Source organism: Cellulomonas sp. P24, from assembly GCF_024704385.1.
Taxonomy (GTDB): Bacteria; Actinomycetota; Actinomycetes; order Actinomycetales; family Cellulomonadaceae; genus JAJDFX01.
Genome location: NZ_JAJDFX010000002.1, coordinates 2,978,398 through 2,993,700, shown reverse-complemented (window position 1 = coordinate 2,993,700; position 15,303 = coordinate 2,978,398). Strand labels below are relative to the sequence as shown.

Below are 15,303 nucleotides of genomic sequence, written 5' to 3'. Positions count from 1 at the left end.
TTTCCTCTCGGTGCTTCTCATGGGTTGCGCAGGGGAAGCCGGATCTCGTACCGGTCCCCACGGATGAAACTGGTGGTGTGCTCGAACGCCACGGGTCCCGTGAAGGACACACGGACCACGTGGAACGCGTGGCTGCCCCTGGGGACGTCGAGCAGCGGGGCCAGGTCGCGGGGAACGCCCGCGACCCGGAAGATCTCCATGGCCTCGTCGGGTCCCACCCCGTACTCGGAGCCGAGCAGCTCGTAGAGCGAGGTGTTGTCACTCACCTTCTCGTCCAGGCCGGGGAACATCTCCGCGACGAGCAGGCTGGTCTGCACGGCGATCGGTTGGCCGTCGGCGGTCCGCAGGCGTCGCAGACGGAAGAGCTCGGTGCCCGGTTCACGGTGCATGGCATTCGCGACCAGATCGGACGCGGGCACCGTGTCGATGCCGAGGAGCACCGCGCCGGGCTTCATGCCGAGGGCGCCCAGCTCGGTCGAGAACGAGGACACCGAGCGCGCACTCGCCGTCACCCGGCTGTCGCGCACGAAGGTGCCCTTTCCGCGACCTCGGGTCAGGAGTCCTCGTTGGACGAGTCGGGCAAGCGCCTGCCGCACGGTGACTCGACTGACGCCGTACTGCTCGCACAGCTCGCTCTCTGTCGGGATCTGCCCGCCGGGGGGCCACTCCCCCGCCGAGACACGTCTGAGGAGAAGCTCTTCGAGCTGGAGGTAGAACGGCACCGCTGAGGACTGTGAGAGTCGCGGAACGGCCGGTCGTGTCGAGCTCATGAGTTCACTTCCATCTCGAGTGCGACGCGCAGCGCGCCGATGACCCCGGCGCGCGTGCCGAGCGCTGCTGCGACCACGGGGACCGTGCGCCCCGCAGGTGAGGCGAAGTCGCGTTGGGCCTGCACGAGCGAGTGCTCGATCAGGTCGAGGCTGACGACCAGACCACCCGCCAGCACGATGACGTCGGGGTCGAACGTGCTGGCGAGTGCCGCGATGCCCGTGCCGAGCAGCGCGCCGAACCGGCTCATGGCGGCGACCGCGGCTGCGTCTCCTTCTCGTGCGGCCGCGATCATCGCGGCGACACCGCCCCACGGGGTGGCGTGACGTTCGAGGGCTGCACCGGACGCGACCTGTTCCCACGCCCCGTGATCGGCGTCGGCGGTGGCCCCGTCGAAGGACAGCCAACCGAACGCGCCGGCGCAGCCGCGGGCACCGCGGACCAGGTGGCCGTCGAGCATGAGCGCGCCACCGATCCCGGTGCCGACCGCGACAAGGACGACCGACGAGTGGCCCACTGCGGCGCCTTCGTGCGCCTCGGCGACCAGGGCGGCCTGGGCGTCGTTGACGAGCACGCAGTCACCTCCCACCCGCGCAGCGACCACGCTGGCCAATGGTGAGCCGTCCAGGAACCGCAGGTTGGGCACCCACTGCGGCACCGCCGACGTCGTCTGTCCGGGCAGCCCGATCGCGGTCTGCGAGACTCGGCGTCCCTGTGCGACATCGTCGATGAGGGTGCCGAGCGCCTCCACGAGCTCAGGGACCGTTCGCGGGACCGCGATCTCGCGCACGGTGCTGCGGCGGGCCTGCGCATCCTGCCCGATGACTCGCAGTCGCGTCCCGCCGACGTCGACCCCGATGGTGACGTGGCCGCCTGGCATCACTTCACCCCCGTACGGGCGATGCCCTGGACGAAGACGCGCTGGGCGAGGAGGAACACCACGAGGGTGGGCAGGCTGGCGATCAGGGCGCCGGCCATCACGATGTTCTGGTACTGGACGCTCGTGGAGTACGAGAGCAGACGCGAGAGGGTCAGGACGATCGGGTACTTGTCCGAGGACTGCAGGATCGACAGCGGCCACAAGAAGTTGTTCCAGTAGTACACGATCGTGAACACGAGCAGTGTCACGACCGCCGGGCGCAGCAGCGGCAGAACGATCCGTGTCAGGATGCGCAGCTCTCCCGCGCCGTCGATGCGCGCGGCGTCGATGAGCTCGTCGGGCACGTCAGCGATGAACTGGCGCATCAAGAAGATGCCGAATGCGTTGACCAGCCACGGCAGCATCACCCCGGCGTAGGAGTCCGACAGTCCCATGCTCGAGACAAGGTGGTAGAGCGGGACGAGCGTGACGATCGGCGGGAGGAACATCGTGCCGATCACGGCCCAGAAGATCGCGTCCCGGCCCCGGAACGTGTACTTCGCGAAGACGTAGCCGGCCATGACGCTGGTGATGAGTACGGAGACGCTGCAGACGCTCGTGATGAGGGCGCTGTTGAGGAACGACTGCCCGAACGGCACGACGTCGAAGACTCTGGAGAACGCGTCGAGGCTCGGCGTCGTGGGGAACCACGTCGGGGGGATGCGCCCGAACTCCTTGGCTCCCTTCAGGCTCGCGATGACGAGCCAGTACAGCGGAAACAGCGGGATGGCCGCTGCGAGCCCGAGCACCCCGTACAGCGCGATGCGACCGGGGGTCACGCGCCGCGTGCGACGTCGCACCGGGGTCTCCACCACGCGCGCGGCGCTCATGCCCGCCTCCGGAGACCGAGGGAGACCGCGCCGGCCACCAGGCTCAGCACGATCAGCAGGCTGAAGGCCATGGCGCTCGCCTGCCCGGCCAGCCCGTTCTGGAAGGCCGTGCGCTGGATGTCGAAGGACAGGACGTTCGTCGAGTTCGCCGGTCCACCTTGGGTGAGCAGGTACACGGGGTCGAAGACCTGGACGGAGTTGATGACGGTCATGAGGAGGACGAAGACGAGCGTGTTGCGCAGCAGCGGCAGGGTGATGCTGAACGTCTGGCGGATCGGACCCGCGCCGTCGATCCTGGCAGCCTCGTAGATGTCCTCAGGGATCTGGGTGAGCCCGGCGACCAGGAGCACGACGTAGTAGCCGAGCATCTGCCAGACGTTGAAGATGACGAGGGAGATCAGCGCGCTGCTGGGGTTGCTGAGCCATCCGGGTGAGGTGATCCCCACGAAGGACAGAGCCGCGTCGATCGGTCCGTAGCTCGGGGCGTACAGGTTGCTCCAGACGATCACGATGGCGACCGTCGGCACGACGTACGTCGCGAAGAGGATCACACGCACCAGGCCGCGACCGCGCAGCTTCGGGAAGTACAGCAGGAGGGCCAGCAGCACGGCGAGCGGGATCGTGATGGCCGCGCTGAGGGCGACGTACACGACCGTGTTGCGGAACGCGGTCAGGTGGGTGGAGTCGGTCAGCACGGCCTGGTAGTTCTCGAGCCCGACCCATCTCATCTGCGAGATGGGGGTCAGCATCGACCAGCGGTGCAGGCTGATCCAGAGCGTCATCGCCATGGGGACGGCGACGAAGACCAGTATCAGGAGCAGCGCCGGGCTCAGGAAACCGACGGTCGCTACCCGGTGCCGAGCGAGCCGTGGCCCCCGTCGGACCGTTGGGGAGAGCCCCGGGGCGTGGCGGGTGCCACGCCCCGGGGTTTCGGCCATCGTCGTCAAGTCACTTACCTGCTGCGGTAAGTGCGGAGTTGACCTCGCTCGCGGCTGCGTCCATCGCCGCCTGAGGCGATTCCTGGCCGAAGATCAGCGCCTCGATGTGCTTCTGCAGGGCCTCGGAGGCCGCGGCCCCGCCGATCACCGTCGGGAACGGTGTGGCGTGGGGAAGCTCGGCGACGTAGGTCGCCAGGAACGGGTCGGACAGCTCGGCCTCGTGCGCGCTGAGGTCAGAGGTCCGGCTGGGGAGGATGCCCATACCCATGAGGATGTCGCCCATCGCGGAGGAGCCGGCCTTGCCGGAGTCGGGGCCGTTGAGGTACGTCAGGAACTTCCATGCGGCGTCCTGCTTGCCCTTGTCGGCGTTCGCGTTGACCATCGTGAGCCACGAGTAGGAGATGCTCGAGGAGGTCGTACCGTCCGGTCCCACCGGGATCGGAGCCGTGGCCACATCGGAGTACTTGTCACCCATGGCGGACTTCAGAGCACTCTGCCACCAGTTGGCCATGATGATCATCCCGGTCTTCCCGTTGGCGAAGTTGTCCAGGAACGGGCCGGTCGTGTTGGCGTTCGCGGCGCTCATGTTCGGGTCGATCGAGCCGTCGGCCAGCATCTTCTTGTAGAGGTCCGCGACGGCAACGACCTTCGGGTCGGTCAGAGCGGCCTTGCCGGAGCTGTCGAGAAGGTGCCCGCCGTTGGATGCCGCGAGGGACAGGAACGGGTGCACGGCCCCTGACGCCCAGTTGGTGATGACCCCGAAGCCCTGCTGCCCTGCGGCCTTGTCGGTCAGTGCCTTCGCGTCCGTCTCGAGCTCGGCGAACGTCGTAGGCGGTGCCGTGATCCCGGCGTCCTTGAACAGGCGCTTGTTGTAGTTGAGCGCGTAGAGGTCGACCTCGTTGGGGAAGCCGTAGACCTTCGCATCCTTGCTTGCTGCCTCGACGATGTTCGCCGACCATCCGCTGGTGACCTCGGCCGAGACGTCGGTGGGCGCGGGTGCTGCCACACCGTCGCGAACGAGCTCGGGGAGCCACAGGTCGTAGATGCTGGCGATCGTCGGGCCGCTGCCGGAGCCGCCCTGCGTGCGCAGCGTGCTGAGCAGGTTCGCGAAAGGAACCGCCTGAACCTTCACGGTGATGGTGGGCTCGGTCTTGTGGAACGCCGCGGCGGCGGCCTCGAGCTGGGTGACCTGATCCGGGCCCCAGTGCGTCAGGAACGTGATCTCTTCCGGAGTCGCGGCCCCGCTGGTCCCGCTCGGCGTGGTACCCCCGCCGGAAGAGCATGCGGTCAGAGCCAGAGCGACCGTGCCGACGGCGAAAGCTGCGACGGGGCGCTTCCACCGGGAACTGACGTGTCTCATGTGTCTCTCCTTGTCAGGTATCGCGTCAGGGCGTCGTTGCGCCTGTCGCGATCTTTGACCTAATGTTGTAACAACTTCGTGCGTCTGTGAAGAGGTGAGGCGAACTGATGCATAACGATCCGGTCACGGTGCGTGCGTCGTCCGCGGCGGCCGAGGACTCGTCACCACCGGGTACCCCCGGTGCGCTGATGGAAGCCGAGATCGCCGGGCAGCCGGCCATGCTCGAGCGCCTGCTCGCCGCCGGTGACACCGACATTCGTGAGGTGGCGGACGTCGTGCGCCGCCGCGATCCGTCGATGGTCCTGCTCGTCGCGCGAGGGACGAGCGACCACGCCGCGCTGTACCTCAAGTACTTGATCGAGGTGCGCCTCGGGCTGCCCGTCGGACTCTGCTCCCCGTCGGCACACACGCTCTACGGGGCGAACCCGTGGGGCGCGCGCACGCTGGTGATCGGCATCAGCCAGAGCGGCGAATCACCCGACCTCGTCGCCACACTCGCCAGTGCGCGCATCGCCGGCGCGACGACCATCGCCGTCACGAACGCACCGACGTCAGATCTCGCTCAGGCGGCCGAGCTCACGTTGGACGTGGGCGCCGGGTCCGAACACTCAGTCGCGGCGACCAAGTCCTACACCGCCGAGCTTCTCGCCGTCTTTCGCCTCGTCGAAGCCATGCAGGGATTCAGCGGCAGCGCACGCGGCGTGCCAGCGGCCGCGGCAGCATCGCTCGACGACCCCGGAGACACCGTCGCCCAGGTGGCACGCGAGCTCGTCGGCGCGCGCAGCATCGTGGTGACAGGCCGCGGGTTCGCCTATCCGACCGCACGGGAGGCCGCCCTGAAGCTGATGGAGACCTGCTACCTCCCCGCACTGGCATTCAGCGCAGCGGACCTGCGGCACGGGCCGTTCGCACTCCTGGCGCCGGGTACGCCGGTGCTCGTGCTCGCACCCGCCGGACGTACGAGGACCGCGATGGTCGAGCTCGTCGAGCTGATCTCGGCCACCGGGGCGTCAGTGACCACCGTCGGCCCAGACCCGACGCCGTCGGGCTCGACGCGCCACCTCACCACGACGCATGACCTCCCCGAGGACCTCGCCCCGATCGTCGACGTGATCCCGCTCCAGCGCCTGGCGCTCGCGACCGCACGAGCGCGAGGCTTGAACCCTGATCGACCTCGCGCCTTGCGCAAGATCACCGAGACGTACTGAGGTCCTCGTTCCGACCACCGTGAGTCCGCACCGAGTCGCCTGGGCACGATCGAGACTCGAGCCACGAGAGCTCGACCCGGACCCTTTCGGTCAGCCGGCGCTCGGTGCCGCGACGGAGTCCCGGATCACGAGAGTGGTGTGGAGGCGCCGACGACGAGGCTGGCTGTCCTGCGAGGCGATCGCGTCGACGAGGTACTCCGACGCGAGACGGCCCTTGGCCTCGATCGGTTGGCGTGCGGTGGTCAGTCCGGGGTGGGCCCACTCGGACTCGGGCAGATCGTCGAATCCGGTGACCGACAGCTCGCCGGGCACGTCGATGCCGAGCTCACGTGCGGCGTCCAGGACACCGAAGGCGATGATGTCGGAGAAGGTGATGACCGCGGTGGGGCGCTCGCCGTGCAGCCAGACGTCCCGCAGGGCGACGGCTCCGGCCGCGCGGGTGCACGGGATCTCGCGGATCTGCACGTGCGGGTCGTCGATCGCCAGCCCGAAGCTCTCGAGGGCCTGGTCGACGCCCCGCTTGCGACGGGACAGCGGCCCGTGCCACCCCGTCGGGCCGCCGGTTGTGCCGGACTCGAACGCAAGGACGAGGATTCGCCGATGGCCCTGGCCGAGTATGTACTCGGCGACCTCCCGCATCCCGTTCTCCTCGTCCACGTCGATGCATGACACGCCGTCGGTCTCGTCGCTGTCGACGAGGACGAAGGGGATCCCACGGTGGCGCAGCGCCTGGACCTCCCCGCGGTCGGCCTCCAGGCCGCAGACGACGAAGCCGTCGACCGCCGCATAGGGGATGGCCTTGAGCATCGAGCCCCGCAGCGGGGGAACGAGCAGCATGGACAGCCCTTCCTGGTGGCACGTCTGGCCGATGCCGCGGAAGAACTGCGCGTAGTAGGGGTTCTCGAGCGTGGCGTCGATCTGCTGAGGCAGGAGCACACCGAGGGAGTTGGTGCGGCCGGTCCGCAGCATCCGGGCGGTCGGGTCGCGGGTGTAGCCGAGTTCCTCGGCCGCGGCAAGGATCTGCTGCAGCGTCGCCTCCGAAAGCCGCGAGGGGTTGTTGAAGGCGAACGAGACCGCGGTCTTGGAGACGTTCGCGCGGGCTGCGACGTCGGCGATCGTCGTTCGGCGAGAGCTCACGGGCGCTCCCCTGTCGTCCAGACGACAGCCGAGTGGGCCGGGACCTGCAGGGTTCCGTCGAGCGCCACCGGGCGGCCCGCAACGGGCCAGACCGAGATCAGGGCGATGTCGCCGCCGACAGCCGACCGCGGCACGGCCGCGTCGATCGGTCCGCGGTTCACCGCGACGAGCACGGTCTCGCGGTCCAGCTCGCGACGACGGATGACGACGTCGCCCACGGCGTACGGGTACTCGTCCGTCCCATGCCGAAGGGCCGGCAGCTTCGCGCGCAGAGCCACGAGAGAGGTCAGCCACTGGTGGGTCTGGTGGTCCCAGCGTTCCTGGTCCCAGATCATGCCGGCCCGGCAGCCGGGATCGTTGTCCCCGGCCATGCCGATCTCGTCGCCGTAGTAGATCATCGGCGCCCCGGGTGACGTGATGAGCAGGGCCAGGGCGAGCCGGGTCGCCACGGGGTCGTCGCCGTGCCGTGTGATGAGCCGCTCGGTGTCATGGCTGCCGAGAAGGTTCAGCATCGTGTTGCGGGCCTCGAACGGAATCTGCTCGCGCAGGTCGTTCATCCCGGTGGCGAAGGTTCTGGCGTCGTGCGTCCCGTCGGCGGTGAAGCCAAGTACCAGGTCACGCAACGTGTAGTTCATGGTCCCGTCGGCGGTGTCGCCTGCCAGCCACTGAGTGGGTGAACGCCACTCCTCCGCGACGATGTACGCGTCAGGGTTGATGTCCTTGACGACGCGGCGGAACTGGCGCCAGAAGGCCATGGGAACGAAGTACGGCACGTCGAGGCGCCAGCCGTCGATCCCCTGCTCGAGCCAGTACCGGGCCACCTTCAGGTGGTGCTCGCGGACCTCGGGGTTGTGCAGGTTCCACTTGGGCAGGTACCAGCACCCGGAGCAGGTCCGGTAGTTGGGTACCGGTCGCTGCACCACCGGCAGGTCCTCGACGTAGAACCAGTTGACGTACGGGGACTGGGCACCGTGGGCGACGACGTCCTGGAAGGCCGAGTGCCCGACGCCGCAGTGGTTCAGCACGGCGTCGAGCACGAGGCGCACCCCCCGCGAGTGGGCCTCCTGGACGAGCTCGCGGAACGCGCCGAGGTCGCCGAGCATCGGATCGATGGTGAAGTAGTCGTTCGCGTCGTAGCGGTGGTTGGTGCCGGCTGCGAAGATCGGGGTCAGATACAGGGCGTTCGCGCCGAGGTCGACAACGTGGTCCAGATGCTCGACGATGCCGGCCAGGTCACCACCGAGGAATCCGTCCCGGGCCGGGGCCGAGTCCCAGGGGTGCACGTCGAGAGGGTCGCGGCTGGGGTCGGCGTTGGCGAACCTCTCAGGGAAGATCTGATAGAAGACGGCGTCCTTCACCCATGCGGGTGCCGTTCCGACGGCGGCGATCGAGTCGGTCATGATGTGCGGCCTCATCCCTTCACGCCGGTACCGGCGACCCCGCGGATCAGTGCCCGCTGGAAGATCAAGAACATGACGATTGTCGGGATGGCGGACGTCAGGGTTCCCGCCATCAGATAGTTCCACGACGTGGCGTAACGGCCCTGGAAAGCGGCGAGCCCGATCTGGATCGTACGCATGTCGTCACCATTGGTGACGAGCAAGGGCCACAGGAAGTCGTTCCAGGCGAAGAGCATCGCGAAGATCGCCAACGTCGCGAGCGACGCCGTGGACAGCGGGACGATCACCTGGAGGAAGGTGCGCACTCGTCCGCAGCCGTCCAGCCGCGCGGCCTCCTCGATCTCCCGAGGAATGGTCGAGAAGTACTGGCGCAGCAGGACGATGCCGAACACGTCGGCCAGCCTCGGGACGATCAACGCCCAGAAGGTGTCGGTCCAGTGGAACTGCACGATCAGGGCGAACGCCGGAATGATCGTCACGAACTGCGGCACCATCATCGTGGCCAGCAGCAGCAGGAAGATCGGGTTCTTCGCCGGGAAACGCAGGCGGGCGAAGGCGTAGGCCGCCAACGAGTCCAGCACGAGGTGCCCGACGACGATGCCGACGGTCATGACGATGCTGTTGAGGTAGTAGTGGCTGAACGGGGCCGCCTGCCAGGCATGGACGTAGTTCTCCCAGTGCCACTCGGTGGGCCAGATCCGGGTGAACACCTCCGACCGCTTCTTCACGGAGGTGAGGAACATCCACACGAACGGCACGACGACGGTCGCGCCACCAAGGCTGAGCAGCACATGACGGGCAGCGGTACCCCGGCGGGAGTGCCCGGGACGTCGGGTGGTCGGGGTGGTGCTCATGCCAGATCAGACTCCCCCGAGCCGGTGGCCTTCCACTGCACCAGGGTCACGCCGAGCATCAACGCGAGGGTCGCGAAGGCGATCGCCGCCCCGTAGCCGAACTCGCCGAGCTTGAAGGCGTAGCGGTACATGAGCATCCCCAGCACCTCGGTCCCTCCGGTTGGTCCGCCTCCGGTCAGCACGTAGACGAGGTCGAAGGACTGGAAGCTGGTGATGAGTGCCTGCACGACCACGAAGAACGTCATCGGACGCAGCAGCGGCACGGTCATCCAGCGGATCCGCTGCCAGAGGCTGGCTCCGTCCAGCTGCGCTGCCTCGGTCAACGAGACCGGCAGGGCCTGAAGTGCGGTCAGGTACAAGATCGCGTTGAACCCGAGGTTCTTCCAGACCGTGAGCAACGTCAGGGCGCCGAGTGCGGTCCAGCGCTGGTTGAGCCAGTCGACAGTCGGCACGCCGATCCAGCCGAGAACCTGGTTGACGACACCGTCCGGGTCGAGCATGTACCGCCAGACGATCGCTGCCGCTACCGAGGACGTGACGACCGGCAGGAAGTAGATGCCGCGGTAGATCGACAGACCGCGGAGCGGTGCGTCCAGCAGGAGAGCGATGCCCAGGCCGGACGCCACCGACAGGATGCTGACGCCGCCGGCGTAGAGCACCGTGACGACCAGGGAGTTCCAGAACTCGGAGTCTGCGAGCATCCGCTGGTAGTTCTCGAGCCCGACGAACGTCTGCACGGTGCCGAAGCCGTTCCACGACGTCAGGCTGAGGAACCCGCCCGACACGATCGGGTAGATCACGAAGGCGCCGAGGATGACCAGCGCCGGGATGAGGAACCCCACTGCGGTGAGCAGCTCGCGCTTGCTGTAGCGGTCCCGCACCGACCGTCGGGTGGGCTCGAGTGAGCTCCCGACGGTCGGTGCGGTGGTGGACGCGATGGTCATCAGCCCGCCGCGAGGACCGCGTTGACGTCCGTCTCGGCGGCCTTCAGACCGTCGTCCACGGACACCTGACCGGCCAGCGCCTTCTCGATCTGCTTGGCGAAGGCGAGCGACACCTTCGGGTAGAGCGGCGTGTTGGGCCTCGACTTGGCGGTCGCCAGCTGGTCGACGAACGGCTGGAGCCGGGGCTGAGTCGTGGCCACCCACTGCTTGTACCCGTCCGAGTCACCGACGGCCTTGCGGACGGGCAGCATGCCGGTCTTCTCGCTCCACGAGGTGACCTGGGCGGGGGCGAGGAACCAGTCCAGGAAGTCCGCCGAGGCCCTCTGCTGGGCCTGGTCCGTGGTGAAGACCACGGCACGCTCGCCGCCCATGTTCGTCGCAGGCTGGCCGTCCGCGGGGTACGGGACGGTTGCCGTACCGAAGTCGAACGGCGGGTCGGACTGCCAGATGCCGACCATCCACGAACCCTCCTGCGCGCCGCCGGCGTTGCCCTTCTCGAACGACCCCCACTGGGTTCGCGGGGCCAGCCCCTTGTTCAGCAGGTCGACCCAGAACTGCAGCGCCTTCTTGCCTGCCGCCGTGTTGAACGCGGCCTTCTTGTTGTCCGGGCTGAGGAACTCACCTCCGGCCTGCCACAGGCTCACCTGGAAGTTCCAGGTCAGACCCTCCCCCGAGTCCCCTGCCTGCGTGTACAGCTCGACGCCAGGCTTGCCGGTCTTGTCCTTGATCTGCTGCGCCTGAGACTCCAGCTCCTCCCAGGTCTTCGGCGGGTTGTCCGGATTGAGCCCGGCCTGCTTGTACAGGTCCTTGTTGTACATGTAGCCCAGGTTGTTCGTGGACACCGGCACCGCGTACTGCTTGTCGCCGTCCTTGCCGAAGTCCAGCAGCGCCGGGTAGATGTCGCTCATCGTCGCCGGGTCCATCAGAGGCTTGAGATCGACGAGCTTGCCGGTCTGGGCGATCTGCGGAACCGAGACCAGGTCCATGATCGCCATCGACGGCAGCGTGTTGGTCGTGGCGGACGTCTGGATCTTGGTGATCAGGTCGGAGCTGGGGAAGTTCACCGCCTTGACCGTCACACCAGGATGGCTCGTGGAGTACTCGTCGGCCATGGCCTGGAAGGTGTCGGCGTTGGCGCCGTCCCAGTAGTGCCAGACCGTCACGGTGACGGGCTTGGCCGCTTCGCTTGTCGTTGCGGCACTCGTCGTCGTGGATCCGGGGGCACACGCCGCCACGGTCAGCAGACCGATGGCGATACTTGATGTCAGTGCAGTCTTGCGGAGCATCACGACTCCTTTGTCGTGCCGGCGGTTGCCGACCTGGGTGAAGGTGAGACGCCGTCGCCGTCGGCGACGGACAACCATGCGCAGGCATCCGTGGGGAGAATCCTGCCGTCGATCGGCGCGCTGGACACCCGAACGGTGCCCCAGGCGTCGGGAAGGTCCAGCTCGCGCGCCGAGGTGTTGAGCACGCAGATGCCGTCGCCGCTTCGGAAGGCGACGACGTCGTCCCCGGCTTCGAGCCACGTCAGGTCCTCGCCGCCGAACATCACTCTGCGCGCGCGCAGTGCGTGGCGGATCACCCCGAGAGCGGACTCCGCGTCCGACTCCTGGACCTCGACGCTGAGCTGGCCGAACAGCTCGGGCTGCGGCAGCCAGGCCTGCGGCGCGTCCGTGAACCCGAACGTCGTTGGTTCCGCGTTCCACGGCATGGGGACGCGGCAACCGTCACGGCCGAGCTCGGACCCGCCGGACCGCACCCAGATCGGGTCCTGCCGCACGTGGTCCGGCAGGTCGAGAACCTCCGGGAGCGCCAGCTCGTCGCCCTGGTACAGGTAGGCAGCACCCGGCAGCGCCAGCATCAGCATGGAGGCGGCCACCGCACGCCGGCGACCGAGCGGGAGGTCGACCGGTCCGCGACGCCTGGCAGAGAGCAGCATGTCCGCCGGATCGGGCGCCTGGATCACCTGCTCCTGCCCGTAGCGGGTCGCGGGCCGGTGCACGTCGTGGTTGGCCAGCGTCCACGCCGTGCCGGGCCGGAGCCCGTGCTCGACGGCATCGCGGATCGACGGTGCGTGCCACGGCTGGACCAAGAGGTGGAAGTCGAACGCCTGCCCCAGCTCGTCCGGCGACGCGTACGCCAGCAGGTCCGCGACGGACGCCACCCACACCTCGCCGACGAAGCACGCGCCGTACTCGTCCGCCAGCTTGCGCCAACGCCGGTAGACGTCGTGCACGCCAGGCTGGTTCCACATGAACTCGTTGCTCGACCCCGGCGCGCCCGTCCAGTCCGGAAGCCCGTCACGCTTCACGAGGCCGTGGGCCACGTCCACCCGGAAGCCGTCCACGCCCCTGTCGAACCAGAACCGCAGGACGTCGTCCATCATCTCGAGCACCTCGTCGCTGCCCCAGTTGAAGTCAGGCTGGGTGGCGTCGAACGAGTGCAGGTACCACTGCCCGTCAGGCAGCCGCGTCCACGCCGGGCCACCGAACACGCTGCCCCAGTTGTTCGGCGGGAGAGCCCCGTCCGGCCCGCTCCCGTCGGCGAAGTGGAACCTCGATCGCGCCGGCGAGCCTGCCCCGGCTGCGACCGCCTCGCGGAACCATGCGTGCTCGACCGAGCAGTGGTTCGGGACCAGATCGAGCATCACCCGCAACCCGCGGCCGTGCGCCGCCGCCACGAAGGCTTCCAGGTCGGCGATCGTCCCGAACAGCGGATCGATCTGCGTGTAGTCCGACACGTCGTACCCGTGGTCCGCCTGCGGCGACCTGAAGCACGGGCTCAGCCAGATCGCGTCGATGTCGAGGGACGCGAGGTGGTCCAGGTGGGCGGTCAGGCCGGCGAGGTCCCCCACGCCGTCCCCGTTCCCGTCGGCGAACGAGCGGAGGTAGACCTGGTACACCACCGCGTTGTCGATCCAGCTCACAGCTCACGCTCCATCGTTTGTGCAGTCGCTGATCGGTCCGGGACGCCCCGGTCCTGTCGGAGGTCAGTCCAAGGGCGGCCGCGGGGCGAGGGCCCCGCCCCGCGGCCTGCTCTCAGAACGTCGGGTAGATGTCCACCGTCTGTCCGCCAGTTCCCGTGTAGTTGTTGCCGGCCGACCAGGTCGTGTCGTTGATCAGCGGCTTGAACTGGAACGACTGACCGACGGGGATCCGCTCGAGCTGGAACTCCCACACGTCCGTGGAGGTGTTGCGCGCCGCGATCCCTTGCGTCCAGGAGAACGGGTTGGTGTCGCCCCGGATGCTCAGGGTGTTGCCGTACCCGACGTTGTAGTGGACGCGGACCGTCGTCAGCGTGCGAGCAGGCGGGCTGTAGGCGCTCACCGGCGCACCCGGAGCGAAGACCTTGGCGTCGTGCTCGCCGAGCGTCACCGTGATCTGCTTGCCGGTGACGCCGCCCGACTGCACGGTGACGGACTCACTGGTGTTCATGAGGTTGGTCAGCACCGTCCCCACAGGGATGGTGGACTCGGCCCGGAGCGGGATGGTACGCGTCTGGGCGCTCCAGCTGTCGCTGATCGCCGAGATGGTCTCGGCTCCGGTGGTGTCCACACGACGTGAGAACGCGTACACGCTCGTGTCCTTCCACATCTCGCGCTGCGTTCCGACGCGAAGGCTCGGGTACGCCTTCTTGATCTCGTTGAGCCGCTTGATGTGCACGTAGATGGTGCCCGACTCACTGAAGCTGGACAGGTCCTTCCGGTTGTCCTTGTTCGCGATCGGCACCTCGTTGGCGTTCATGTTCCCGTTGTCGGCCTGCTCGGTCCCGTAGTAGATCACGGGGACCCCGCGGCTGGTCATCAGGAACGTGAGCCCTTCGCGCAGCCTCTGGAAGTTGTCACCGGCACGGGCGAGGAACCGGGCCCGATCGTGGTTGTCCAGGAAGGTTTCCAGGCGGTTGGCGTTGGCGTACTTGTAGTCCTGGGAGAACAGCGTGGACAGGTTGTTGAGGTCCCCGTCACCGGCCAGAGCATCACGCGCCGTGAAGAAGTACGGGAAGTCGAGCACCCCCCCACTCGTAGTTCTGGTACGAGGAGACGTAGTCGATGTTGCCGTCGAACACTTCCCCGAACGATGGGACGCCGACCGCCTGCTCGAAGGAGCTGAGCCAGGGCTGGGGGATGCTTCGCGCAGCGTCAACTCGCACGCCGTCGAACCCGATGCCCTGGACCCAGTCCTTGTACGTGGTCTTCAGGTACGTGTCCACCGTGCTGTTGGACTGGTCGAGGTCGTCCAAGCCGCCCAGGTCACACGACTCCAGCTGCGACTGGTTCATCGATCCGTCGAAGAGGCAGTCGCCGGTGTGGTGGAACAGGGACGAGTTGTTCAGCGGCGCGGCCGGGGCGTACGTCGTGGGCGAGTAGGTGGTCGACGTCCCCGCGAGGTAGTCCGCCGTATGGTTCGGAACCACGTCCAGGATCATCTTCAGACCCAACCCGTGGGCGGTGTTGACCAGTGTCTGCAGGTCCGCCTTGGACCCGAAGTGCTCGTTGGGCGTCGCGAAGTCGTGGGTGAAGTAGCCGTGGTAGCTGGCCTCTGTGCCGTCCCTGCTCAGCGGCTCCTGCTGCGACACCGGAGAGATCCAGACCGCCGTGACGCCAAGGTCCTTGATGTACTGCAGGTGGTTCGTGAGGCCCTTCCAGTCACCACCGTGGTACATGCCCAGGTTGTTCGGGTCGTACTCGCCGTAACCGAAGTTGTCGTTCGTCGTGTCCCCGTTGGAGAAGCGGTCCACGAGCACCTGGTAGATCACGTCGCCCTCAGCGAGGTTCCCGGGCGAGCCGGGAGCCACGTAGGCCACGGCGGGGGCGGTCACCGCCGCCGAGCCCGCTACCGCCAGTGCGGCGATCGTTGCGAAGATTCCCAGCCGAGTCGTGCGGTTCCTGGTGCGAGACATCATTGTCCTTCCCGTTGGGGTGCTGACTTGCCGAGAGACCGAGCAG

At 67.7% G+C, this 15,303-nt stretch carries 14 protein-coding genes; 1 reads left to right on the top strand and 13 read right to left on the bottom strand.

The window, feature by feature from the left end; genetic code table 11:
* Positions 1-17: 17 nt before the first annotated feature.
* The 5 genes from LJB74_RS14025 to LJB74_RS14005 are packed head-to-tail and all read right to left on the bottom strand — an operon-like array spanning position 18 to position 4,815.
* On the bottom strand, positions 18-770 hold the full coding sequence (locus LJB74_RS14025; RefSeq protein WP_259309120.1) for a GntR family transcriptional regulator: 753 nt from the start codon (positions 768-770) through the stop codon (positions 18-20).
* Positions 767-1,648 (bottom strand): ROK family protein, encoded by an 882-nt coding sequence (locus LJB74_RS14020; protein WP_259309119.1) that lies wholly within the window; start codon positions 1,646-1,648, stop codon positions 767-769. Before LJB74_RS14020 ends, LJB74_RS14025 begins: the two co-directional genes overlap by 4 nt.
* Positions 1,648-2,517: a carbohydrate ABC transporter permease gene (locus LJB74_RS14015; RefSeq protein ID WP_259309118.1), complete on the bottom strand. Its 870-nt coding sequence runs from the start codon at positions 2,515-2,517 to the stop codon at positions 1,648-1,650. Before LJB74_RS14015 ends, LJB74_RS14020 begins: the two co-directional genes overlap by 1 nt.
* Positions 2,514-3,455, bottom strand: a complete 942-nt coding sequence (locus tag LJB74_RS14010) for a carbohydrate ABC transporter permease (RefSeq protein ID WP_259309117.1) — start codon at positions 3,453-3,455, stop codon at positions 2,514-2,516. Before LJB74_RS14010 ends, LJB74_RS14015 begins: the two co-directional genes overlap by 4 nt.
* 10 nt (positions 3,456-3,465) lie before the next feature.
* Positions 3,466-4,815 (bottom strand): ABC transporter substrate-binding protein, encoded by a 1,350-nt coding sequence (locus LJB74_RS14005; protein WP_259309116.1) that lies wholly within the window; start codon positions 4,813-4,815, stop codon positions 3,466-3,468.
* 107 nt (positions 4,816-4,922) lie between these two features.
* Here LJB74_RS14005 and LJB74_RS14000 point away from each other — a divergent pair, with 107 nt between their 5' ends.
* On the top strand, positions 4,923-6,023 hold the full coding sequence (locus LJB74_RS14000; protein ID WP_259309115.1) for an SIS domain-containing protein: 1,101 nt from the start codon (positions 4,923-4,925) through the stop codon (positions 6,021-6,023).
* Positions 6,024-6,113: 90 nt separating this feature from the next.
* Here the strand turns inward: LJB74_RS14000 and LJB74_RS13995 are convergent, their stop codons facing one another.
* From LJB74_RS13995 to LJB74_RS13960, 8 genes are all read right to left on the bottom strand, one after another.
* Complete coding sequence (locus tag LJB74_RS13995) at positions 6,114-7,160, bottom strand: LacI family DNA-binding transcriptional regulator (RefSeq protein ID WP_259309114.1); 1,047 nt, start codon at positions 7,158-7,160, stop codon at positions 6,114-6,116.
* Positions 7,157-8,560 carry a glycoside hydrolase family 13 protein gene (locus LJB74_RS13990; protein ID WP_259309113.1) on the bottom strand — a complete coding sequence of 468 codons (1,404 nt, stop codon included), beginning with the start codon at positions 8,558-8,560 and terminating at the stop codon, positions 7,157-7,159. Before LJB74_RS13990 ends, LJB74_RS13995 begins: the two co-directional genes overlap by 4 nt.
* A gap of 11 nt (positions 8,561-8,571) precedes the next feature.
* Positions 8,572-9,414, bottom strand: a complete 843-nt coding sequence (locus LJB74_RS13985; protein WP_259309112.1) for a carbohydrate ABC transporter permease — start codon at positions 9,412-9,414, stop codon at positions 8,572-8,574.
* Entirely contained in the window at positions 9,411-10,358 is a 948-nt protein-coding gene (locus LJB74_RS13980) for a carbohydrate ABC transporter permease (protein ID WP_259309111.1), read from the bottom strand. Before LJB74_RS13980 ends, LJB74_RS13985 begins: the two co-directional genes overlap by 4 nt.
* On the bottom strand, positions 10,358-11,644 hold the full coding sequence (locus LJB74_RS13975) for an ABC transporter substrate-binding protein (protein ID WP_259309110.1): 1,287 nt from the start codon (positions 11,642-11,644) through the stop codon (positions 10,358-10,360). The genes LJB74_RS13980 and LJB74_RS13975 overlap by 1 nt, the downstream gene beginning before the upstream one ends.
* Entirely contained in the window at positions 11,644-13,284 is a 1,641-nt protein-coding gene (locus LJB74_RS13970) for a glycoside hydrolase family 13 protein (protein WP_259309109.1), read from the bottom strand. Before LJB74_RS13970 ends, LJB74_RS13975 begins: the two co-directional genes overlap by 1 nt.
* Positions 13,285-13,396: 112 nt before the next feature.
* Positions 13,397-14,368 (bottom strand): alpha-amylase family glycosyl hydrolase, encoded by a 972-nt coding sequence (locus LJB74_RS13965; RefSeq protein WP_259309108.1) that lies wholly within the window; start codon positions 14,366-14,368, stop codon positions 13,397-13,399.
* Positions 14,334-15,257 carry an alpha-amylase family glycosyl hydrolase gene (locus tag LJB74_RS13960; RefSeq protein WP_259309107.1) on the bottom strand — a complete coding sequence of 308 codons (924 nt, stop codon included), beginning with the start codon at positions 15,255-15,257 and terminating at the stop codon, positions 14,334-14,336. The genes LJB74_RS13965 and LJB74_RS13960 overlap by 35 nt, the downstream gene beginning before the upstream one ends.
* Positions 15,258-15,303: the final 46 nt, after the last annotated feature.